The 21,166-nt window shown below is 74.6% G+C and carries 17 protein-coding genes; 2 read left to right on the top strand and 15 right to left on the bottom strand.

All coding sequences use genetic code 11. From position 1 onward, the window contains the following. Nucleotide 1 precedes the first annotated feature (1 nt). From rfaE2 to ACFVQG_RS04305, 9 genes are all read right to left on the bottom strand, one after another. A complete protein-coding gene (gene rfaE2, locus ACFVQG_RS04345) occupies nt 2-1,345 on the bottom strand; it encodes a D-glycero-beta-D-manno-heptose 1-phosphate adenylyltransferase (protein WP_383376697.1) in 1,344 nt (447 codons plus the stop codon). Beyond that, nucleotides 1,338-1,934, bottom strand: a complete 597-nt coding sequence (locus ACFVQG_RS04340; protein WP_383376695.1) for an SIS domain-containing protein — start codon at nt 1,932-1,934, stop codon at nt 1,338-1,340. The genes rfaE2 and ACFVQG_RS04340 overlap by 8 nt, the downstream gene beginning before the upstream one ends. Further along, the gene (locus ACFVQG_RS04335) at nt 1,934-3,160 is read right to left on the bottom strand and encodes a glycosyltransferase (protein WP_383376693.1); all 1,227 of its coding nucleotides are present in this window, start codon (nt 3,158-3,160) and stop codon (nt 1,934-1,936) included. Before ACFVQG_RS04335 ends, ACFVQG_RS04340 begins: the two co-directional genes overlap by 1 nt. Beyond that, on the bottom strand, nt 3,157-4,095 hold the full coding sequence (locus tag ACFVQG_RS04330; RefSeq protein ID WP_383376691.1) for a glycosyltransferase: 939 nt from the start codon (nt 4,093-4,095) through the stop codon (nt 3,157-3,159). The genes ACFVQG_RS04335 and ACFVQG_RS04330 overlap by 4 nt, the downstream gene beginning before the upstream one ends. Then, complete coding sequence (locus ACFVQG_RS04325) at nt 4,092-5,102, bottom strand: glycosyltransferase family 9 protein (protein WP_383376689.1); 1,011 nt, start codon at nt 5,100-5,102, stop codon at nt 4,092-4,094. Before ACFVQG_RS04325 ends, ACFVQG_RS04330 begins: the two co-directional genes overlap by 4 nt. After that, the gene (locus tag ACFVQG_RS04320) at nt 5,099-5,656 is read right to left on the bottom strand and encodes a D-glycero-alpha-D-manno-heptose-1,7-bisphosphate 7-phosphatase (protein ID WP_383377913.1); all 558 of its coding nucleotides are present in this window, start codon (nt 5,654-5,656) and stop codon (nt 5,099-5,101) included. Before ACFVQG_RS04320 ends, ACFVQG_RS04325 begins: the two co-directional genes overlap by 4 nt. A 59-nt stretch (nt 5,657-5,715) precedes the next feature. Beyond that, nucleotides 5,716-6,714, bottom strand: a complete 999-nt coding sequence (locus tag ACFVQG_RS04315; protein ID WP_383376687.1) for a glycosyltransferase family 2 protein — start codon at nt 6,712-6,714, stop codon at nt 5,716-5,718. After that, nucleotides 6,711-8,351: a carbamoyltransferase gene (locus tag ACFVQG_RS04310; protein ID WP_383376685.1), complete on the bottom strand. Its 1,641-nt coding sequence runs from the start codon at nt 8,349-8,351 to the stop codon at nt 6,711-6,713. The genes ACFVQG_RS04315 and ACFVQG_RS04310 overlap by 4 nt, the downstream gene beginning before the upstream one ends. A 152-nt stretch (nt 8,352-8,503) precedes the next feature. Continuing rightward, nucleotides 8,504-9,481 (bottom strand): NAD-dependent epimerase/dehydratase family protein, encoded by a 978-nt coding sequence (locus tag ACFVQG_RS04305; protein ID WP_383376683.1) that lies wholly within the window; start codon nt 9,479-9,481, stop codon nt 8,504-8,506. A 143-nt stretch (nt 9,482-9,624) separates the two neighbouring features. Between ACFVQG_RS04305 and ACFVQG_RS04300 the strand changes: the two genes are divergently transcribed. Next, nucleotides 9,625-10,065: an SRPBCC family protein gene (locus ACFVQG_RS04300; protein WP_383376681.1), complete on the top strand. Its 441-nt coding sequence runs from the start codon at nt 9,625-9,627 to the stop codon at nt 10,063-10,065. A 7-nt stretch (nt 10,066-10,072) separates the two neighbouring features. On the opposite strand, the gene ACFVQG_RS04295 is transcribed toward ACFVQG_RS04300, so the two are convergent. From ACFVQG_RS04295 to ACFVQG_RS04285, 3 genes are all read right to left on the bottom strand, one after another. Beyond that, the gene (locus ACFVQG_RS04295; protein WP_383376679.1) at nt 10,073-11,869 is read right to left on the bottom strand and encodes a S1 RNA-binding domain-containing protein; all 1,797 of its coding nucleotides are present in this window, start codon (nt 11,867-11,869) and stop codon (nt 10,073-10,075) included. Next, nucleotides 11,866-12,684: a hypothetical protein gene (locus tag ACFVQG_RS04290; RefSeq protein ID WP_383376676.1), complete on the bottom strand. Its 819-nt coding sequence runs from the start codon at nt 12,682-12,684 to the stop codon at nt 11,866-11,868. Before ACFVQG_RS04290 ends, ACFVQG_RS04295 begins: the two co-directional genes overlap by 4 nt. 113 nt (nt 12,685-12,797) lie before the next feature. Next, complete coding sequence (locus tag ACFVQG_RS04285) at nt 12,798-14,252, bottom strand: hypothetical protein (protein WP_383376674.1); 1,455 nt, start codon at nt 14,250-14,252, stop codon at nt 12,798-12,800. A 93-nt stretch (nt 14,253-14,345) separates the two neighbouring features. On the opposite strand from ACFVQG_RS04285, the gene ACFVQG_RS04280 reads away from it, so the two are divergent. Continuing rightward, nucleotides 14,346-15,980 (top strand): hypothetical protein, encoded by a 1,635-nt coding sequence (locus ACFVQG_RS04280; protein ID WP_383376672.1) that lies wholly within the window; start codon nt 14,346-14,348, stop codon nt 15,978-15,980. A 6-nt stretch (nt 15,981-15,986) separates the two neighbouring features. Here ACFVQG_RS04280 and ACFVQG_RS04275 read toward each other — a convergent pair whose 3' ends face one another. The 3 genes from ACFVQG_RS04275 to ACFVQG_RS04265 form a co-directional block, all read right to left on the bottom strand. Next, a complete protein-coding gene (locus ACFVQG_RS04275; protein WP_383376670.1) occupies nt 15,987-17,138 on the bottom strand; it encodes an XdhC family protein in 1,152 nt (383 codons plus the stop codon). Nucleotides 17,139-17,189: 51 nt separating this feature from the next. Next, nucleotides 17,190-18,647 carry an NCS2 family permease gene (locus ACFVQG_RS04270; protein ID WP_383376668.1) on the bottom strand — a complete coding sequence of 486 codons (1,458 nt, stop codon included), beginning with the start codon at nt 18,645-18,647 and terminating at the stop codon, nt 17,190-17,192. Between the two features lie 127 nt (nt 18,648-18,774). Beyond that, on the bottom strand, nt 18,775-21,165 hold the full coding sequence (locus ACFVQG_RS04265) for a xanthine dehydrogenase family protein molybdopterin-binding subunit (protein WP_383376666.1): 2,391 nt from the start codon (nt 21,163-21,165) through the stop codon (nt 18,775-18,777). Between the last annotated feature and the right edge of the window lies 1 nt (nt 21,166).

Raw genomic sequence — 21,166 nt, 5'->3', positions numbered from 1 at the left:
GTCATACGGCGCTCCCCAGCGCCCGCTCCAGCAACGCCGTCGACGACCGCCCGTCCAGGTACGGCAGCAGGATCGCCTGCCCGCCCCACCCTTCCAGCAGCGCGGCCTCCGGCAGGTCCGCGCCCGCGTAGTCGCCGCCCTTGACCCAGACGTCCGGCCGCAGGTCGGTCAGCAGCCGCCCCGGGGTGTCCTCGTCGAAGACGGCGACGGCGTCGACGCAGGCCAGGGCGCGCAGCACGCGCACCCGGTCGGCGAGGGAGTTGACGGGGCGGCCGTCGCCCTTGCGGCGGCGTACGGAGGCGTCGGAGTTGACGCACACGATCAGGCAGTCCCCGATGCGGCGGGCGGCCTGCAGCAGCCCGACGTGTCCGGCGTGCAGCAGGTCGAAGCAGCCGCCCGCGGCGACGACGGTGCCGCCGGTGGCGCGGACCCGGTCGGCGAGGGCGTAGGGGTCGTCGACGGGCAGCCGGGGGCGCTCGCCCCGCAGGGCCGCCCCCGCTCCCCCGGCGCCGACGAACTCGGTGGCCGCCGTCACCGCCCCTGCCACGGCCTCCTCCACCAGCGCCCCGTCGGCGAGCAGCCCGGCGGCCGTCGCGCCGAACCGGTCGCCCGCGCCGCAGGCGTCGCCGTGGTGGGCGGCGGGGGCGGGGACGAGGAGGGGGTGCTCGCCGTAGGAGAGCAGGGCGCCGCGCGGGCCCAGGGTCACCGTCACGGCCGCGGCCCGCCACCGCCGTACGAGGGTGGCGGCCCCGTGGGCGACGGCCCGCAGGCCCTCGCCGACGCCCGCGAAGGCGCGGGCCTCCTTCTCGGCCGGGGTGACCAGGCGGGTGCCGGGTACGGGTGGACCGCCGCGCGGGTGGGGGTCCCAGACCAGGGGCGGGCGTTCGGTGAGGGTGTCGCGCAGGGCGTCGGCGGCGCCGCGGCCGTAGTCGGAGACGAGCACGGCCGGGGCGCGGCTCAGCGCCTCGCGGGCGGCGTCGGTGGCCTCGCGGGTGCGGCCGTCGCCGCGGTCGAGGCGGACCAGGGGGCGGTCCGCCGCGAGGACGCGGGTCTTCTCGGGGAGCGGGCCGGTCAGCGGGAGCGGGATCAACTCCACTGTGCCGTCCAGGAGTCGGCGCAGCGCGTGGCTGGCCTCGTCGTCGCCGAGGCCGGTGATCAGGGTGACCTCGCGGCCGTCGCGGGCGGCGAGGTACGCGGTCAGGGCGGCGCCGCCGGGCCGTCGCCGTTCCGCGCAGTCGGCGACGACGGGCACGGGGGCGTCGGGGGCGAGCCGGTCGGCGGTGCCGGTGAGGTCGTGGTCGAGGAGGGCGTCGCCGACCACGACGAGGGGGGTGCGCTCAGCCATGGGACCTCCCGTGGGTGCCGTCCAGCGCCGCGTCGAACGCCTCGCACACCATGTGCACGGCGACCAGGTGGAGTTCCTGCACGGTGGCCGTCGATCCGGCCGCCACGCACAGCGCCTCGTCGCTGCCCGCGAGCAGCGGGTTGGGGGCCGGTCCGGTCAGGGCCCACACCCGCGTCCCGGCGGCCCGTCCGGCGTCGGCGGCCGACAGCAGGTTGGCGCTGGCGCCGGACGTGGACAGCAGCATCAGCACGTCGCCGGGGCGGCCGTGGGCGCGGACCTGGCGGGCGAACACCTCGTCCACGCCGTAGTCGTTGGCGATGGCGGTGGTGCTGGAGGTGTCCGCGTGCAGGGCGATCGCGGAGAACGGCGGCCGGTCGGCGCGGTAGCGGCCGACGAGTTCGGCGGTGAGGTGCTGGGCCTGCGCGGCACTGCCGCCGTTGCCCGCGGCGAGCAGCCGCCCGCCGCCGCCGAGGACGGTGGCGAGCCGCTCGCCCCACCGCTGGGTGACCGGCACCGAGCGCCGGAACTCGGCGATCGCGTCGCTCAGTTCGTCGCAGTGCGCGACCAGGGCGTTGGCCTCGACGCTCATCACGCCACCTCCGTCGATGTCGACAGCGCGTGCCCGGCCGTGACGTGCCGGTACACCTGCTCGGCGCCGTCCGCGACGCGCCGCCAGGTGAAGCGGGCCAGGACGCGTTCGCGGCCCGCGTCGCCGTAGCGGTGGCGCAGCGCGGCGTCGCCGAGGAGTTCACGGGTCACGGCGGCGAGGGCGCCGGGGTCGCCGTAGGGCACGAGCCGTCCGGTGACGCCGTCGGCGACGGAGTCGCGGTGGCCGCCGACGTCGGTGGCGACGACGGGCACCCCGCACGCCATGGCCTCCAGCGGGACGATGCCGAAGGGCTCGTAGACCGGGGTGCACAGCACCAGGTCGGCGCTGCGCATCAGGGCGGGCATGCGCGCGGGGTCGACGGCGCCCAGCAGCCGTACCCGGTCGGCGACGCCGTGGTGTTCGGCGAGCCGCAGCAGCCGTTCCGCCTCGGGCTCGGTGTCGAGCAGTCCGGGCGGCGGGCCGCCCGCGATGAGGAGTTCGGCGCGCGGCACCCGGGCGAGGGCGCGGATGGCCTGGTCGTAGCCCTTGCGGCGGACCAGGCGCCCGCAGGACAGCAGCCGGTAGCGCGCGTGGCGGCCGGGGATGCGCCGGTCGCGTTCGCTGCCGGGACGGAAGTGGTGGACGTCCACCCCGCACGGCACGACGGACACCTGCCGGGGCGGCACGCCCAGGTCGGCGAGTTCGTAGACCTCGTCGGTGCAGGTGGCCAGGACCCGGTGGCAGGTGCGGCCGATCTGCCGCTCGACGCCGATGCGTTCGTAGGGGCTGGTGTCCCGGCGCCCCTGGTGGCGGCGCTTGACGGTGCCGAGGGCGTGGTACGTCTGCACGACCGGGATGGCGTGCGGGTGGGCGCCGAGCTGGGAGGCCATGCCGGACATCCAGAAGTGGGCGTGGACCACGTCGGGCCGGTCCCGGTCCCAGGCCCGCGCCAGATACGCGCCGAAGCCGGGCATGTGCTCGAACAGCGCGTCCTTGGGGATGGGCGCGGCCGGTCCGGCGGGGACGTGCTCCACGACCCCGCCGCCGGGCAGCGGCACCCGCACCGGCAGGTCGGGCGCGTCGCGCCGGGTGTAGACGGTGACGTCGTGGCCGCGCCGCGCCAGCTCCTCGGTGAGGCGGGCGACGTACACGTTCTGGCCCCCGGCGTCGGGGCCGCCGAGCGCGGCGAGCGGGCTCGCGTGCTCGGACACCATGGCGATCCTCATCGGGTCACCTCCTTCAGCAGCCGCTCCCAGTCGTCCAGGAAACGGGTCAGCCCGTAGCGGGCGAGTGCCGCCGCGCGGGCGCCGTCGCCGACCACGCGCGCGTGCAGCGGGTCGGCGACGAAGTCCCGTACGGCGTCGGTCAGTACGTCGATGCGGTTGGAGACCACCCCGGCGCCGGGCGGCACCGCCTCGGTCACCTCGGTGGTGGCGAGCGCGACCACCGGCATCCCGAGGAACATGGCCTCCAGCAGGGACAGGCCCAGGGAGGTCCAGCGCACGGGGTGCAGGTAGACGCGGCGCCGGGCCATCTCGGTGTGCAGGTCGGCCTGCACGAGTTCATGGGTGCGGCAGGGGTCGGGCAGGGTGGTGAGCCGGTCGGTGCCCATGCCGAACACGTCGAGGGGTGCGGCGCGGGCGAACGCGGGCAGCAGATCGGTTCCGGTGGTACGGCCCCTGCGCACGGGTTCGTTGACGACGACGGCGGCCCGTGGCAGTTCCCCGGTCCAGCGCTGGCCGGGGTCCACGACACCGTGTTCGATCACCTCCGTCGGAGTGGTTCCGTTGTCCCACATCAGCCGGTTGAAGTGGGTGACGTGGACGAGCGTGACGCCGGGGATACCGGCGGCGGGGTGGCGGGTGTCGGGCACCTCGCCGTGGGGGGCGTTGTGCTCCAGGTAGACGAGCGGCGGGCGACGGCCCAGCCACGCCTCGACGAGGGCGAGTTCATGGGGGCGCTGCAGGACGACGACGTCGATGTCCGCGTCCCGCAGCCGCTCGGGCGGGAGTTCCACGACGGAGTCCGGCCAGTCGAAGGTGCGGGCGCGGCCGAGGCCGTCGGGTCCGCGGTCGGGGGTGACGGGGACGAGGTAGGTGTGCGGGCCCTGGACGAAGGACGTGGTCCAGGAACCGTGCACGTGCCAGAGCAGGATCCTCACGGCTGCATCACCTTCTCCACTGCGGCCAGGACGTCGTAGGCGGTCACCGTCTCCAGGCACGGGTGGCCCGGTACGGGGCACACCCGGGCGCGGCTGCCCGCGCACGGCGCGTCCTGGTCGCCGAGCAGGACGTACGGGACGCCGTAGGGCCGCCAGCGTTCGGCGGGTACGACGGGGGCGAACAGGGACACCACGGGGGTGCCGACGGCCGCCGCGAGGTGCGCGGGGCCGGTGTTGCCGGTGACGACGGCGGCGGCGCGGGCGAGGACACCGGCGAGTGCGGGGGCGTCGGTGCGCCCGCCGAGGTCGAGGACGGGCGGGCCGCTACGGCCTGCTCCGGCCCCGCCCGCCACCCGCGCGGTCAGCTCCCGCTCCCCCGTGCCGCCGGTGACCACCACCCGGTGCCCGGCCGCGGCCAGCTCGCCCACGGCCTCGGCGCACCGTTCGGCGCTCCACGCGCGGGCGGGCACGCTCGCGCCCGGGTGCAGCACGACGTACGGCTCGGGGCCGGTGAGCGCCGTGGTGTCCGGCGGCGGCAGCACCCTCGGCAGCCCGTCGTCGACCGGCGGGAACCCGGCGGCCTCCGCCAGTTCGAGGGCGGCCTCCACCTCGTGGGCGTGCGGCGCGCGGTGGTGTCGTACGTCGAGCAGGGACCCGGGGTAGTCCTCGCTGTCCGCGGCGATGTGCGCGACCCCGGCGAGGCGCAGCAGCAGGGCGGTGGGCAGGGGCGACTGGTGGAAGGAAGTCAGGACCAGCGCCGTGTCGGCGTCCAGCCGGTCGATCAGCTCCGTCACCTCGGCCCGGCGCACCGGCGGCGGCGCGAACCCGGCCCACGGGGCGTCCCAGACGACGACGTCGTCCACGCCGGGCAGCAGCCGGGCGGCGGGCGCGCCGAGCGGTCCGCACAGCAGGGTCACCGAGTCGGCGCGGGCGGCGACCGCGCGAACGGCGGGCCCGGCGAGCAGCACGTCCCCGAAGCTGTCCAGCCGGACGACGAGGGCTCTCACACCGGCCTCCCGGAGGTCTGGGGGGCGAGCAGCGCCCGCACGGCCGAGGCGAGGTCGGGCTCGAGATGCCCGGCTGCCTCGGTCTCCTCGGGCCGGGTCCGGTCGTTCGGCACCAGGACGCCGTGCGCGCCCGCGCGCCGGGCGGCCTCGACGTCGGCGCCGATGTCGCCGACCACGGCGCAGTCGGCGGGGGCGGTGCACAGCCGCCCCGCGGCCCACAGGATCAGGCCGGGTTCGGGTTTGCGGCAGTGGCAGCCGTCGCCGGGGCCGTGCGGGCACACCGCCCACACGTCGAACGGGCCGAGGAGTTCGTCGATCCGCGCGTTGACCCGGCGCACCTGGCCCTCGGTGAGCAGGCCCCGGGCGACACCGGACTGGTTGGTGACGACGCCGGTGCGGATCCCGCGCGAGCGCAGCAGCCGCAGCGCCGCCCAGGCCCCGGGGACCGGCCGCACCAGCGCGGGGTCGCCGTTGTAGGGGACGTCCTCGACGAGGGTGCCGTCCCGGTCGAACAGCACGGCCCGCACGGACATGGGGACGTCCGCCTTGCTCATCGGCCCGTCCGCCCTGCTCATCGGCCCGTCCGCCCTGCTCATCGCGCCGTCTCCCGCGCTCATCGCGCCACCTCCCGCCAGGGCGGCGCCTGCCGGTGCCGCCACCGTCCGCTGAGCCAGTGCCAGCTGGCCAGCGGCGGGATCAGCGCGCTGGTGACGAGCATCGTCGTCACCTCGTACCGGGTGCGCGGCCCGGGCGCGATCCGCGACCAGGCGAACTCGGCGGTGCCCAGCGCCCACGCGGTCGCGGCGATCTCGGCGGCCGTGCGCCGTCGGGTGAGGGCCAGCAGTCCGGCGGCGGCGCCCGCGCCGGTGACGGCGAGGTGGGAGCGCAGCCGTCCGCGCGGCGCGACCGCCCGGTGCCACCAGTTCGGCCCGTGCAGCCGCAGCATCAGCGCGTCGTCGGCGTTGCCGCGCTGGGAGCGCAGCGACACCCAGCGGTCGGCGGGGCGCACCGGGTGCCGGGTGGTGCGGCGGCCCTGCCGGATCCGCCAGCCCGCGTCCAGCAGCCGCAGGGCGAGGTCGGCGTCCTCGCGGTAGGCGCGCGGGAAGCGTTCGTCGAAGCCGTCGACCTGCTTGAGGGCGTCGGTGCGGTAGGCCATGTCGGCGGTGATCCAGCGGGCCTGCGCGAGGGCGGCCGTGTTGCGCTCCCAGTCGGTGGGGCGGCGCGCCCCGGGCAGCGGGACGGCGATCACGCCCTGGACGCCCGCGATGTCAGGGCCCGCCTCGTCGAGGTCCTGGGTGAGCTGCTCGCACCAGTGCGGGCCCACCTGCACGTCGTCGTCGAGGAAGGCGGCCCACGGGGAGGCGACGGCGCGCAGCCCGGTGTTGCGGGCGGCGGCGGGCCCGCGTCCCCCGCTGCGCAGCACGGTCGTACGGTCCCGCAGGTCGCCGAGGACGCTCAGCGGGTGCTGGAGGTCGGCGCGGTCGGGGTCGGGCCGGTCGTCGACGAGGACGATCTCCCGTGGCCCCGGCCCGGTCGCGGCGGCGAGCGCGGCGAGGCAGTCGGCGAGGGTGTCCCGCACGAGGGTGGGGATCACCACGGCGTAGTCGGTCATGCCCGCGCGCTCCCTTCGTAGGCCCGCCCCCGCCGCACCGCGTACGGCCCGATCGCCAGCAGGTCCACCGGCGCCGAGCCGAAGCACTCCAGCGCGTCGCGCGGGTCGTCGACCATGGGCCGCCCGGCGGTGTTGAGGCTGGTGTTGACGACGACGGGCAGCCCGGTGCGCCGCTCGAAGCCGCGCAGCATCCGCGCCACCAGCGGCTCGCGGCGCTCGTCGACGGTCTGGATGCGGGCGGTGCCGTCGACGTGCACGACGGCCGGGATGCGGTCCCGCCACTCCCGTACGACGTCGTGCACGAACAGCATGTACGGGCTGGGCATCGGCCCCTGGAACAGCTCCGGCGCCCGCTCGGCGAGCACCATGGGCGCGACCGGCCGGAACTCCTCGCGGCCCTTGACGGAGTTCAGCCGCTCCAGGTTCTCGGCGCGGCCGGGGTGCGCGAGCAGCGACCGGTGCCCGAGCGCCCGCGGCCCGTACTCGCTGCGCCCCTGGAACCAGGCGACGACCCCGTCACGGGCCAGCTCCTCCGCCACCGCCTCGGCGATGTCGGCGGGCCGCTCGTACGGTACGGCGGCGGCGTCCAGGCGGGCCCGCAGCTCCTCGTCGCTCCAGCCCCGACCGAGGTCGGGGCCGGGCAGCGGCTCGGGGTCGCGGCTCAGGTGCAGGGCGCCGCCGAGGGCGGTCCCGGCGTCCCCGGCGGCGGGCTGCACCCACACGTGCCGGTACGGGCCACGGGCGGCGATCTTCGAGTTGGCGACGCAGTTCAGGGCGACCCCGCCCGCCAGGGCGAGGGCGTCGCCGCCCGCCTCGGTGTGCAGCCAGGTCACCAGCTCCAGCAGGGTCTCCTCCAGCACGGCCTGGGTGCTGGCGGCGAGGTCGGCGTGGTCCTGCGACCAGGGCTCACCGGGGGCGCGGGCGGGGGCCAGCTCGGCCCACTCGACGCCGTGCGCGCGGAAGCCGCCGTCGCCGGTGGCGTGGACGTACTGGCGCAACTGGGGCAGGAAGCGGGGCTTGCCGTAGGAGGCGAGGGCCATGACCTTGTACTCGTCGCTGCTGCGCAGGAAGCCCAGGTGCTCGGTCAGCTCCTCGTAGACCAGGCCGAGGGAGTCGGGCAGCGCCTGGGCGGCGAGGGTGCGCAGGGTGCCGTCGTGGTAGCGGCCCGCGAGGTGGGAGGCGGCCTCACCGCGGCCGTCGAGGACCAGGACGGCGCTGTCGGGGTGCGGGGCGGCGGGCCCCGCGGAGGCGGCGTGCGCCACGTGGTGCGGTACGAAGACGACCTTCTCGGGGTCCAGGCCGGGCAGCGCCTCGGCGAGGAACTCAGGGGCGCGGCGGGCGTATGCGAGGCGCAGCGGGTCCCAGGGGTCGTTCAGGCCCAGGTCACGGGCGGGCCGGGCGAGCGCCGGGTCGAAGGAGTACGTGACGGCGTCCAGCTCGTCCGGGCGCAGACCGGCGTGGTCCAGGCACCAGCGGGCGGACAGCTCGGGCAGCTCCCAGGCGGAGAACGGCACGGGGCGCTTGCCGTGCTTGCGGCGGCTGAAGCGCTCCTCCTCGGCTGCCGCGACGGTCCGGCCGTCGACGACCAGGGCGGCGGCCGGGTCGTGGAACAGGGCGTTGATACCAAGGATGCGCATGGGGGGCTCCGTCCCGTACGACGTGGCGGGGGACTCGGCTCACGCGGGTGCCATTGTGAGGTTGTCTCAAACACTTGGAGACAACTTGGCCCGTTGTGAGCCGCAATGTGACTTTCTGTGACTGCAGAGGCGGGTGCGGCGGGTGCGGGCCGCTAGGCGGCGACCGAGCGCGCGAACCAGCCCACCGTCCGCTCGAGCCCTTCGCGCCAGTCGACGCGGGGCTGCCAGCCCAGCAGCTCGCGGGCCAGCCGGGTGTCGGGGCGGCGGCGCCCCGGGTCGTCGACCGGACGGTCCACGAACCGGATCAGGGACCGTGACCCGGTGAGGTCGACGATGTGGCGGGCCAGCTCCAGCATGGTGATCTCGTCGCCGCCCCCGATGTTGACCGGCCCGGGGGCGCCAGACGCCGCCAGCGCCAGGATCCCGTCCACGGTGTCGTCGACGTAGCACAGCGAACGCGTCTGGCTGCCGTCACCGGCGACGGTCAGCGGGGTGCCGTCCAGCGCCTGGGCGACGAACGTGGGCACGGCGCGGCCGTCCCCGGTGCGCATCCGGGGTCCGTAGGTGTTGAAGATGCGCACGATCGCCGCGTCCGTGGCGTGCACCCGGCGGTGGGCGGCGACCAGGGCCTCGGCGAACCGCTTGGACTCGTCGTACACGCTGCGCGGCCCGATCGGGTTGACGTTGCCCCAGTAGCTCTCCCGCTGCGGGTGCTCCAGGGGGTCGCCGTACACCTCGGAGGTGGAGGCGAGGACGAGCCGGGCGCCGTCGCGCCGGGCGCGGTCCAGGGCGTGCCGGGTGCCGTTGCTGCCGACGTCGAGGGTCTCCAGCGGGAGGCGCAGATAGTCGACGGGTGAGGCGGGGCAGGCGAAGTGCAGGATCAGGTCGAAACGGCCGGGCAGGGCGCGCCAGGCGGCTGGGTCGCTGGCATTGGCGGCGACGAACCGGAAATCGCGTGAGCGTTCGAATTCGACCACGTTGGCGCGGGCCCCGGTGGAGAGGTCGTCGAGACAGACGACCTGACAACCGCTGTCGAGCAGTCGGCCGCACAGATGGGACCCCACGAACCCGGCCCCACCGGTCACCAGCACCCGCTCCCCGGTCACCTGCGCGTACGCGTGTCCGTTCACGGATGGCTCCTCACTCTCGCGCGATCACTGGAGTGCCGTCGCGAGTACCCCGGGAGAGGACTTCCGCATCGGAAGAAACCGCTTTGAATAGGTATGCGCACCGAAGCGAATCGTCCACCGCCACCGGTGCCTAGGATCGTCGCGTGGTCACCTTCCTCCTCGAACGCACCGCACCGCTGCCCCTGCCGGAGGCCTGGCGCCGCCTCACGGACTGGCCCCGCCATGGCGCCGTCGTCCCGCTGACCCGCGTCACGGTCGTCACCGCGCCGCCCACCAGGACGGGCACGGTGTTCGTCGCCCGCTCGGGCCTGGGCCCGCTCGCCTTCGACGACCGCATGGAGGTCGTCGAGTGGCGGCCCCCGACGGAGACGGAACCCGGCCGCTGCCGTCTGGAGAAGCGGGGCCGGGTGGTGCTCGGCTGGGCCGAGATCGAGGTGCGGCCGGGGCCGGGCGGGCGGTCGCGGGTGGTGTGGCGGGAGGAGATCGGGGCGCGCTTCCTGCCGGGCGCCTTCGATCCCGTCCTGCGGGGCGCGTCGCGGGCGGTGTTCGGGCAGGCGGTGAACCGGTTGCTGCGGATGCCGTGACGGTGGCTCACGGGGAGTCGTGCGGCTCCTCGTACGGCCACACCAGTTCGAAGTCGAGCCGACGGGAGTCGGAGTCGGTCCTGACGACCTTCACACGCACGTGCTCACCCTCGTCCGGCACACCACCCGGTACCGGCCGGGAGAGATCGACCCGTCCCACGCGGCCTTCCACGCGGACGACCAGGGCGTCCGGCGTGACCCTGACGACGATGCCCCAGAGGGCCTCCCCCATGGCGAGCGACCGGGCGAGCTTGGGCACGTCCGGTACCCGCCCCCGTTGGCTGTCGCTCGCGACGAAGAGGGGACGGCCCCTGTCGTCCGTCATCCCCAGGGGGTTGACCTCGACCGTCTGGCCGACTTCGGGGGCGTCTCCCAGCGGCAGCTTGTCACGCGGCACGAATCCCAGGTCGTCCAGATGCGGTACCTCGATGTCGGCCCCGTCCTCCCTGACGGAGACCACCGTGCCGTGGAACGTCAGCACGTAGTCGCTCGCGGCCTGGAACACCCGCGCGCCCTCGTCGACCTCCCGCATGCCCTCCGTGAAGGACCGGTAGGCCCCGCTGTCCGTCCGCCACTCCCCCGGCGTGTCCAGGAGGGTCAGCAGCATGGTCGAGCCCCCGTCGAAACCCTGGCCGCCGCCGAAGGCCATCCGGCTGCACGCGGCCGACGAAGCGCGGACCAGACGCGTCACCGGATGCCCCGCCCCGAGCACCCGCCCGGACCGCGCCGCCTGTTCGGCGAGCAGTTCGGCGGTCCGCTCCGCCTTGCCCGGCTCCCGCGCCGCGACCACCGACTCCACCTGCGCGGTGACCAGGTTGGCGAGGGCCGCCACCGTGCGGGGGTGCGCGGGGCCCAGCCGCGCCTCCAGCCGTCCGACCACCGTCCGCAGCAGCCCCACCGCCCGCTCCAGCCGGGCGGGCGACCGGGCGGCGCGTGCCGCCTCCACCTGCACCGCGGCGAGGTCGGCCCGCACCGCGAGCGCCTTGGGATGGTCGGCGCCCAGCATGGCGGCCAGCCGCTGCGCGGCGACCTCCAGCACGGTCAGGGCCGACTCCAGCTCCTTGCCGTCGGACGCGTCGACCGCGCCCTCGGCCCGCGCCACGGCGAGGTGCGCGACGGCGAGGAACGCCTCCGGGCTGTCGCCGCCCCGGTCCCGGACCAGCCTGGCGACGGTCTCGGCGAGTTCGGTGTAGCGCTTCGTCCCGCTGGCGCCGCCGGAGCGGCCGCGAAGCAGCTGGACGCCGTAGCCCAGCGGGCCCGCCCGGCTCGCCCTGGCGAGTCGCAGATCCACCGCGGCCAGCACCCGGCGCAGCTCCCGCGCCTGTGCGGGGTCGGCGGTCGACAGGTACCGCCGGGCACTGCGGACGCAGGCGCTCGCGGTGGCCAACTCGCCCCTCTCCAGCTCCAGCACGGCGAGGTTCGCCCAGGTGACGGGAGACCACGGGTCGTCCGCCGCGCTCACCTTCCGCAGCAGCAGACGCGCCTCGTCCACGTGTCCGAGCGCGGCCCCGACCGCCGCGAGGGCGTTGGCCGGGCGGGAGATCCCGGTCTTCCGGCGCCTGGTCTTCCGCACCAGGTGCCCTTGGAGCAGGGTGAAAAGCCGGGACGCCTCCCCCCGTAACCCCAGTTCGTACAGCAGCCGAGTCAGCCGCACGCCCGTCGCGGCCTCGTCCACACTCCAGTCCGCCGGGGCCAGCTCAGCGACGAACGCCACCAGGCTCGGCAGATGCGTGAACCGCAGCTCGCCGGGGTCCCGCAGGGCCTCCTCGGCGGACTCCACCGCGGCGGAGAAGGAGTCGATCACCGCGCCCCCTCCCCCTGCGCGGTCCGCACGACCCACTCCATCAGGCGGATCTGCATGGGCGAGAGGTACACCGGGTCCACCAGCCCCTCGTCCGCCATGTCCTTGAACTCGCGCAGCACCCGGCGGGTGGTGTCGAGGGACTGGTCCACCTCGACGGGCGGCGGCGCCGTGCGCGTCGCCGCGGACTCTCCGCCCCCCGCGCCGAGCATCCCCAGCAGACTCTCCGCCGACAGCATCTCGAACAGCCCGACCGCGCTGCCGATCGCGCACGCGGCCAGCGGATCACCGGTGCCCTCCCGCAGCAGCACCGCGAGTTCGGGATCGAGTACGACGCCCACGACCGCCGGGTCCGCCCCGTCCATGCGCCGCTCCACGGGACCGCCCGCGTAGCCGGAGTACTCGGCGTCCCGGTCCGCACCGGCGAGTTCGATGACGCTGACCGCGCGGCCGTCGCCGTTGCGCCGGTCGTGGGCGACCCCGTCCACGGTGCCGTTGAGGAACCCCGAGGTGAGGTCGGGCCGGAAGGGGGCGTGCCAGGTGTCGCCCTTGACTGCGTGGTCGGCCCGCGGTGTGGCGTAGTCGACGAGGGGGTCCGGCAGTACGCCGATCAGGGCGAGCCCGACGTCCTCGGCCGTCTCGGCGACCACGCCGTGCAGCGGCACGCCTCCCGCCGTGCGCAGGTCGACCGTGTCCCCGCGCCGCCGTCCGCCCAGACAGGCCGTGCTGGTCAGGGCGTAGGACCTGGTCACGAAGAAGCCGCCGCCGAGCAGCCCGTACTGGTCGGAGATAGCGACCCAGTATTCCTCGTGTCCCATGGCGTGCCCCAGGTCCCCTCGCTCGCCAACTCCCCCCGCGGGACGACGGACTGAGCGCACATCAGCTCCTGTCACGACGTCGCGCCATCGAGCGTACCGCCCCCGCGGTCCGCTCACCCCCTCGCCAGCACCCGCCGCGCCCCCGCGATCACCGCCGTGGCCAGCACCCAGCCGGAGACGGTCAGGAAGACGGCCACGGCCTTGTCGAACCCGACGGGGTCCCAGGCGCCCCGGTGGCCGAGGCTGGCGACGGGGACCAGCAGGTCCAGGCTGTAGAGCACGGGGTCCCAGGCGCGGCGGGCGTCCCCACCGACCGGCCGGGGCGGGTGCCGGGCGAACCACAGCGAGCCCACCGCGGCGAGCGACACCAGCCACACCAGCGCGCGGCGCGGCACATAGCCGTACCCGAAAAGCGCGTCCTGCACGGCGCCCCACATCCGGCCGGTCAGGCCGTCCCGGCGCCGCAGGTGCCGCTCCCGCGCGTGCCGCACGGTACGGGCCGCGCGTTCGTCACCGGCGGCCTCGTACGACTTGGCGAGCTGCTCGAAGGAACCGGCGCCCGCGTGGGCGTCCCGGGTCAGCCAGCCCAGCCGGGACCGCACGTCGACCGGGCGCGCGCTCTCCAGCCGCTGGTAGGTGAGGCCTTCGAGGTGGAGGGCGCCGGGGGCCGCCCAGGTGTCGTCGGAGTCCACGAGCACGTCGACCGTGGCGTCCTGGAGGTGCACCGGGCCGTGCGGGGGCCGCCGCAGGTCGATGCGGAGGCGGGGCGCGCGCAACCTGCTGAGCAGCAGCGAGCCCGCGGGTTCGGCGAGCACGCCGTCGTGGAAGGTGACGACGCCGCCGACCTCCGCCGAGCGCAGCAGCACCTGCCCCGCGCTCCGGAAGCCCCAGTCGGCGTAGAAGCCTCCGCCGCACACCAGGCCGGTGGCGTCGATGCCGCCGACGTCGGCGGCGTGCAGGTTCACCGCGTACGTGACCCGGGCGTCCCGCAGGTACAGGGCGCCGGAGGTGCGCAGCGCGCGGGCGTGCACCGAGCCGCCGACCGACAGCCGGGGCGCGAGCAGGGACCAGGCGCCGCCGCCCGCCACGGTCGCCTCCTCGAGGAGCAGGTTCCCTCCGACGCGGGCGTCCGCGAGCTGTACCACCCCACGGGCGGCGCCCTCCTTCAGGCGGCGTGGCGCACGGCCTCCGTCGGCGCCCGCGACGGGTTCGGTCAGCGGGAACCGCGCGGGACCGCCGTCGCCCAACCGCGCGCCGGACAGGCGCAGTTCCCCGTCGAGGGTGAGCTGGTCGGCGTGGAGGGCGGGCAGCGTCGAGCCGGACAGGTCCAGCGCCGGAGCCGTGAGCCCGGTCAGCTCCAGCGGGGTGTCGAACACACAGCCCGTCAGGGCGAGCGGTGTCTCCAACCGGCAGTGGGTGAGGTCGAGTTGGCCCGTGACGCGCAGGCCGTCGTAGGCGACCGGGGCGCCGCCGGACTCGGTGATCGCGGCCCGCAGCATGGCGGCGGCGACCGTACCGCTCAGCGGCCGGGCCCGGCGTGGACGTCTGCGGCGTACGCGACCTGGCATGTGGTGATCCCCCTTGTCCGGTACGGCAATTGTCACGCGGCCGGGTCGCGGGCGGGGCCCGGGGTGGGTGCGGGGGCGCCCCATACTGAGGCCATGGATCGTTCCTCCACCCCCGCCCCGGACGACGTGTCCCCGGTCGAGACCGTCAGGAAGGCGCTCGCCGACTGGGAGCGGCAGACGCACCGCGAGCTGAAGGCGGTCACCCCGATCGACGCGGGCGGCAGCGGCGGCGTGCTGGTCTCCGCCTACGTACGGGAACTGGACCCCGGGCAGCGGGGCGGACGGATGATCATCAAGATGCTCGCGCCGTCGGACGAGACGGTCGGCGAGCCGGGTCGGCACAAGGCGGCCCTGCTGGCGCGCACGGAGCGCAACGCGGCCTTCGTCGACCGGCATCTGGTCCCACTGGCCCTGGAGCCGCAACAGGTGGACGGCACCTGGGTGATGTTCCAGCGGCCCGCCGGTGACGAGGACGCCGTGACGCTGGCGGCCGTGGACCGGCGTCGGCTGCCGCACCTGGCCGAGCGGATCGTCACCGGGGTGCTGGAGGGGTGGAATCCGGAGGACCCGAAGGTGGTGGAGCGGACGGCGGCGGAGTTCGTCCGGGACATCCTCGACAAGCGTCTCGCCCGCGGTGCCGCGCTGCACCGGTGGGTCGTCGGCCACCTTCGTCCCCAACCGCTGGACACGCCCTGGTTCCTGCTCCCCGGCGGTGACCGGCCCGTGCCGAACCCGCACAACCTGGGCCCGGGGTCCGACCTCGCCCGGCACCACGTCGACGTCCCCCAGCGCGGCCGGGCGCACGGCGATCTGCACCCCGGCAACATCATGGTGCCGCGCCAACCGGGCGCCTCCGGCGACGACTTCGTGCTCATCGACCTGTCCCGGTTCTCCGACGACGCCCTGCTGGCCCGCGACCCGGCCCAGCTGCTGCTCTGCCTGGTCGCCGGATATCTGCCGCACATGGACGACGACGCCCGCGACGAGCTGATCCCCGGACTGCTGCACGACCCCTGCGACGGCACGCTGATCCCGCAGGGGCTGGCGGCCCTGGTGGCGACGGTCCGCACGGCCTGGACCGGCTGGGGGGAGCGGCACCGCATCCAGCGCGACTGGCGGCGCCAGTGGTATCTGGCCGTCCAGGCCTGCGCGTTGATGTTCCTCGGGCGCAAGGGTTGCTCGGACCGCGACCGCTGGTGGTTCTACCGGCTGGCGGCCGAGGCGTGCGGGGCGTATCTGGACGAGGAGGGGGTGCGGCGTCCGGGCAGCGCGCCGGAGCTGACCTGCCACGCCCTCGCGGAGCCGCTCGACGAGCCGGGTCCGGCGGTACCGGTGGGCGCCGTCGTCGGGCCGCCGCCCGCGCGGGACGACGACGCCGTCCTGCGGAAGCTGCTCATGGAGATCTGGGACACCTTCGAGCACCGCCTGCAGGAGCTGACCGCGGTGCCCCTGGAGCAGATCCCGATGGAGATGGCGACGGCCATCCGGCTGCGGGCCGTCCGGTTCCGGACCGACCTGCGCAGGGAGCTGATGGCGTCCGCCGACGCCCAGGGGAGCGTCGGTGCCGTCCTGGCCCCGCTGCGTACGCTGGCGGAGTGCGCGGAGAGCATGGAGACGGCGATGGCGCGGGGGGACGCGTTCAGGGGCCGCAAGCTGCTGCGTGATCTCGTCGACGCCCTGGAGGACCTGCTGGACAGCGTCCGCGAGGCCAGGCGTCGGCTGCCCTGAGCCCCGTCACGCCACCGACCCGATCCGCCCCGCCGTGGCCGGCCCCGTGTCGTGGTGGATCGGCGTGTGCGCCCCGGTGAGCGACACCCCGCTGCCGCCGCGCCGGTTGGCGACGATCTCCGCGGCGATGGACAGCGCGGTCTCCTCCGGCGTACGGGCCCCCAGGTCCAGGCCGATCGGCGAGCGCAGCCGCGCCAGCTCCAGGTCGGTGACGCCGACCTCGCGCAGGCGGGCGTTGCGGTCGAGGTGGGTGCGGCGCGAGCCCATGGCGCCGACGTAGGCGACGGGCAGCCGGAGCGCCAGCCGCAGCAGGGGGACGTCGAACTTGGCGTCGTGCGTCAGCACGCACAGCACGGTCCGGGCGTCGACGTCGGTGCGCTCCAGGTACCTGTCGGGCCACTCGACGACGATCTCGTCCGCCTCGGGGAAGCGGGCCGCGGTCGCGAAGACGGGGCGCGCGTCGCACACGGTCACGCGGTAGCCGAGGAACTTGCCGACCCGTACCAGCGCCGCCGCGAAGTCGATCGCCCCGAAGACGATCATCCGCGGGGCCGGGACCGACGACTCGACCAGGACCGTGAGCGGTGCTCCGCACCGCGAGCCCTGCTCTCCGATCTCCAGGGTGCCGGTGCGCCCGGCGTCCAGGAAGGCGCCCGCCTCGGCCGCGACCGTGCGGTCCAGCTCCGGATGGGCGCCGAAGCCACCGTCGTAGGAGCCGTCGGCCCGCACCGCCAGGGCCCGCCCGCGCAGTTCGGCGGGACCGGCGACGATCCGCGCCACCGCCGTCGTCGCCCCGCCCGCCACGGCGGCCAGCGCGTCCGCCAGCACCGTCCGCGCGGGGTCCCCCGCCCGCACCGGTGTCACCAGGATGTCGATGACACCGCCGCACGTCAGGCCCACCGCGAAGGCGTCCTCGTCGCTGTAGCCGAACCGCTCCAGGACCGGCTCCCCGTCCGCCAACGCCTGTTGGCACAGGTCGTAGACGGCGCCCTCCACACATCCGCCGGAGACCGAGCCGACCGCCGTTCCGTCGGCGTCGACCGCGAGGGCGGCGCCGGGTTGGCGGGGTGCGCTGCCGCCGACGGCGACCACGGTCGCCACGGCGAAGTCACGCCCCTGCTCGACCCACCGGTGCAACTCTTCGGCGATGTCCAGCATCTCTCGGTCTCCTTGTCAGCGGTGGTGTGGGCGGGAGGGCGCGGGGTGCCGTCAGTGCACGCCCAGCCAGCCCTCGATGGGGTGGAGGGCGTAGTAGACGACGAAGACCGCCGTCAGTGCCCACATGAAGGCGCCGATCTCCCGAGCCTTCCCCTGCGCGGTCTTGATCGCCACATAGGAGATGACGCCCGCGGCGACCCCGGCCGTGATCGAGTAGGTGAACGGCATGATCACCACGGTCAGGAAGACCGGGATCGCGGTGGCGCGGTCGGCCCAGTCGACGTGCCGGGCGTTCATCATCATCAGGGCGCCGATCACCACCAGCGCGGCGGCGGCGACCTCGCCCGGCACGATCGCCGTGACCGGGGTGAAGAACAGGCAGGCGGCGAAGAACAGCCCGGTGACCACCGACGACAGGCCGGTGCGGGCCCCCTCGCCGACGCCGGTCGCCGACTCCACGAACACCGTCTGGCCGGAGGCGCCGGAGACCCCGCCGATCGCGCCGCCCGCGCCGTCCACGAACAGCGCCTTGGACAGGCCCGGCATCCGCCCCTTGTCGTCGGCGAGCCCCGCCTCGGTGCCGACGCCGATGATGGTGGCCATCGCGTCGAAGAACCCGGCGAGCACCAGCGTGAACACGATCATGCCGACCGTCATCGCGCCGACCTCGCCCCAGCCGCCGAACTCGACGTCGCCGAAGAGTGAGAAGTCGGGCAGGGAGACGGCGCTGCCGTGCAGTTCGGGGGCGCCCCCGGCCCACTGCTCGGGGTCGATGACGTCGAGCGCGTTGAGGATCACGGCGAGCACGGTGCCGCCGAGGATGCCGATGAGGATGGCGCCGGGGATGCCCCGGGCCTGCAGCATGAAGATCGCGAGCAGGGTGAGCGCGAACAGCAGCACGGGCCACCCGGCCAGTTCACCGGCGGGACCGAGGGTGACCGGTGTGCCCTCGCCCTGGTGCACGAACCCGGCCTTGTAGAAGCCGATCAGGGCGACGAACAGACCGATGCCCATGGTGATCGCGTGCTTCAGCGCCAGCGGGATCGCGTTCATGATCATTTCGCGCAGTCCGGTGACGACCAGCAGCATGATGACCACGCCGTACATCACGCACATGCCCATCGCCTGCGGCCAGGTCATCTGCGGCGCGACCTGGGAGGCGAGGACCCCGGAGACGGACAGTCCGGCGGCGAGGGCGAGCGGTACCCGGCCGACGAAGCCCATCAGGAGCGTGGTGAGCGCGGCGGCGAACGCGGTCGCGGTGATCAGGGCCTGCTGGCCCATGGTGTTCCCCGCCGCGTCCTTCCCGGACAGGATCAGCGGGTTGAGCAGGAGGATGTACGCCATCGCCATGAAGGTGGTGACGCCGCCGCGCACCTCGCGCGCGAGGGTGGATCCCCGGTGGGATATGTGGAAGTACCGGTCGAGCCAGGAACGTCCGGCCGGGACGCGGGTACCCGCGCCCGCGTCCTCCGCGACGGTCCTCGGCTCCAGTGACTGCTGGGCCATGGTGCCCTCTCCCAAGTTTCGTAGGGGTTTGGGATGTGCACGACCCGGGGGACGGCCCGGTACGTACGTCTTCGGTGTCCCGGCGCCGGAAGCCGCTCGCGGGGCTTCCGGCGCCGGGGGAACGGCGTTACGCGGTTGCCGTGCCCGTGAGGTGTTCCGGGCGTACCGGCGTCCTGTTCAGCTCCAGTCCGGTCGCCTCGCGGATCGCCGCGAGGACCGCCGGGGTGGAGGAGAGGGTGGGTGCCTCGCCGACGCCGCGCAGCCCGTAGGGGGCGTGCTCGTCGGCGAGTTCGAGCACGTCGACGGGGATGATCGGCGTGTCGAGGATGGTGGGGAGCAGGTAGTCCGTGAAGGACGGGTTCCTGACCTTGGCGGTCGCGGGATCGACGACGATCTCCTCCATCACCGCGATGCCCATGCCCTGGAGGGTGCCGCCCTGGATCTGGCCGAGGACGGACAGCGGGTTGAGTGCCTTGCCGACGTCCTGGGCGCAGGCCAGCTCGATGACCTTGACCAGCCCCAGCTCGGTGTCGACCTCGACGACAGCGCGGTGCGCGGCGAAGGAGTACTGGACGTGTCCGTTGCCCTGGCCGGTGCGCAGGTCGAAGGGTTGGGTCGGCCGGTGCCGCCACTCCTCCTCGACCTCGACGGCCTCGTCCCCGAGAACGTCCACCAGATCGGCGAGGACCTCACCGCCGTCGGTGACGACCTTGCCGCCCTCGAGGAGCAACTCGGCCGTCGCCCAGGCCGGGTGGTACGACCCGAACTTGCGGCGCCCGATCTCCAGCACCCGCTCCCGCACGATCTCGCAGGAGTTCTTCACGGCGCCACCGGTGACGTACGTCTGCCGGGAGGCGGACGTCGAACCGGCGCTGCCGACCTGGGTGTCCGCCGGGTGGATGGTCACCTGGGTGACCCCCAGCTCCGTCCGCGCGATCTGGGCGTGCACGGTGACACCGCCCTGCCCGACCTCGGCCATCGCGGTGTGCACGGTGGCGACGGCCTCACCGCCGACCACCTCCATGCGCACCTTGGCGGTGGAGTAGTCGTCGAACCCTTCCGAGAAGCCGACGTTCTTGATGCCGACCGCGTAGCCGACGCCGCGTACGACGCCCTCGCCGTGGGTGGTGTTGGACAGCCCGCCGGGCAGCTGCCGTACGTCGGCGCCCTCGCTGGACTCCCACTGGCGCTCCGGCGGCATCGGCATCGCCTTGACCCGGCGCAGCAGTTCGGCGACCGGCGCCGGGGAGTCGACGGGCTGTCCCGTCGGCATGACGGTCCCCTGCTCCATGGCGTTGCGCTGCCGGAACTCCACGGGATCCATGCCGAGTCGCTTGGCCACCTTGTCCATCTGTGCCTCGTAGGCGAAGCACGCCTGGACCGCGCCGAAGCCGCGCATGGCGCCGCAGGGCGGGTTGTTGGTGTAGAGGGCGAGGGCCTCGATGTCGACGTCCTCGACGACGTACGGCCCGATGCTGAGCGAGGCCGCGTTGCCGACCACCGCGGGCGAGGCGGAGGCGTAGGCGCCGCCGTCGAGCACGATCCGGCACCTCACATGGGTGAGCTTGCCGTCCTTGGTGGCCCCGTGCTCGTACTGCAGCTTGGCGGGGTGGCGGTGGACGTGCCCGAAGAAGGACTCGAACCGGTTGTAGACGATCTTCACCGGCTTGCCGGTCCGCAGCGCCAGCAGGCAGGCGTGGATCTGCATCGACAGGTCCTCCCGGCCGCCGAACGCGCCGCCGACCCCGGCGAGCGTCATCCGCACCTTGTCCTCGGGCAGCCCGAGGACCGGGGCGATCTGGCGCAGGTCGCTGTGCAGCCACTGGGTGGCGATGTAGAGGTGCACCCCGCCGTCCTCGTCCGGCACCGCGAGCCCGGACTCGGGCCCCAGGAAGGCCTGGTCCTGCATGCCGAACACGTACTCGCCGCGGACGACGACATCGGCCCTCTTGCTGGCCTCGGCCGCGTCGCCGCGGACGATGGGCTGCCGGTGGACGATGTTGGGATGCGGCACATGGGCGGCGTGGTGGTCGTCGCGGCCCTCGTGCAGCAGGATCGCGTCCGGCGCGGTGGCGGAGGCCTCGTCGGTGACGACGGGCAGTTCGCGGTACTCCACCTTGATCTTGGCGGCGGCGCGGCGGGCGGTCTCCGGGTGGTCGGCGGCGACGATGGCGACCGGCTCTCCGTGGTGGCGGACCCTGCCGTGCGCGAGGACGGGCGTGTCCTTGATCTCCAGCCCGTAGTTCTTCACCTCGGTCGGCAGGTCGTCGTAGGTCATGACGGCGTACACACCCGGCAGGGCCAGCGCCTCGCCGGTGTCGATCGACACGATCTCGGCGTGGGCGACGGTCGAGCGCAGGATCTGCCCCCAGAGCATGTCCTCGTGCCACATGTCGGACGAGTACGCGAACTCCCCGGTGACCTTGAGGGTGCCGTCGGGGCGCAGCGTCGACTCGCCGATGCCGCCCTTGGTCTGCGAACCCTGGGTGATCTTCGTAGGCGCACCATTGGTCGGCATG

This window comes from Streptomyces sp. NPDC057877 (assembly GCF_042796855.1).
Taxonomy (GTDB): Bacteria; Actinomycetota; Actinomycetes; order Streptomycetales; family Streptomycetaceae; genus Streptomyces.
Note: the sequence above shows the minus strand (reverse complement) of the source record. Positions and strands in the feature narration are given on the sequence as shown.

Bases quoted from the DNA above. Each gene is read 5' to 3' on its own strand.
- ACFVQG_RS04270 (WP_383376668.1), bottom strand. From the start codon at position 18,647: ATGGCCCAGCAGTCACTGGAGCCGAGGACCGTCGCGGAGGACGCGGGC.
- ACFVQG_RS04320 (WP_383377913.1), bottom strand. From the start codon at position 5,656: ATGAGCAAGGCGGACGTCCCCATGTCCGTGCGGGCCGTGCTGTTCGAC.
- ACFVQG_RS04285 (WP_383376674.1), bottom strand. From the start codon at position 14,252: ATGCCAGGTCGCGTACGCCGCAGACGTCCACGCCGGGCCCGGCCGCTG.
- ACFVQG_RS04275 (WP_383376670.1), bottom strand. From the start codon at position 17,138: ATGCTGGACATCGCCGAAGAGTTGCACCGGTGGGTCGAGCAGGGGCGT.
- ACFVQG_RS04290 (WP_383376676.1), bottom strand. From the start codon at position 12,684: ATGGGACACGAGGAATACTGGGTCGCTATCTCCGACCAGTACGGGCTG.
- ACFVQG_RS04335 (WP_383376693.1), bottom strand. From the start codon at position 3,160: ATGAGGATCGCCATGGTGTCCGAGCACGCGAGCCCGCTCGCCGCGCTC.
- ACFVQG_RS04310 (WP_383376685.1), bottom strand. From the start codon at position 8,351: ATGCGCATCCTTGGTATCAACGCCCTGTTCCACGACCCGGCCGCCGCC.
- ACFVQG_RS04315 (WP_383376687.1), bottom strand. From the start codon at position 6,714: ATGACCGACTACGCCGTGGTGATCCCCACCCTCGTGCGGGACACCCTC.
- rfaE2 (WP_383376697.1), bottom strand. From the start codon at position 1,345: ATGGCTGAGCGCACCCCCCTCGTCGTGGTCGGCGACGCCCTCCTCGAC.
- ACFVQG_RS04265 (WP_383376666.1), bottom strand. From the start codon at position 21,165: ATGCCGACCAATGGTGCGCCTACGAAGATCACCCAGGGTTCGCAGACC.
- ACFVQG_RS04280 (WP_383376672.1), top strand. From the start codon at position 14,346: ATGGATCGTTCCTCCACCCCCGCCCCGGACGACGTGTCCCCGGTCGAG.
- ACFVQG_RS04340 (WP_383376695.1), bottom strand. From the start codon at position 1,934: ATGAGCGTCGAGGCCAACGCCCTGGTCGCGCACTGCGACGAACTGAGC.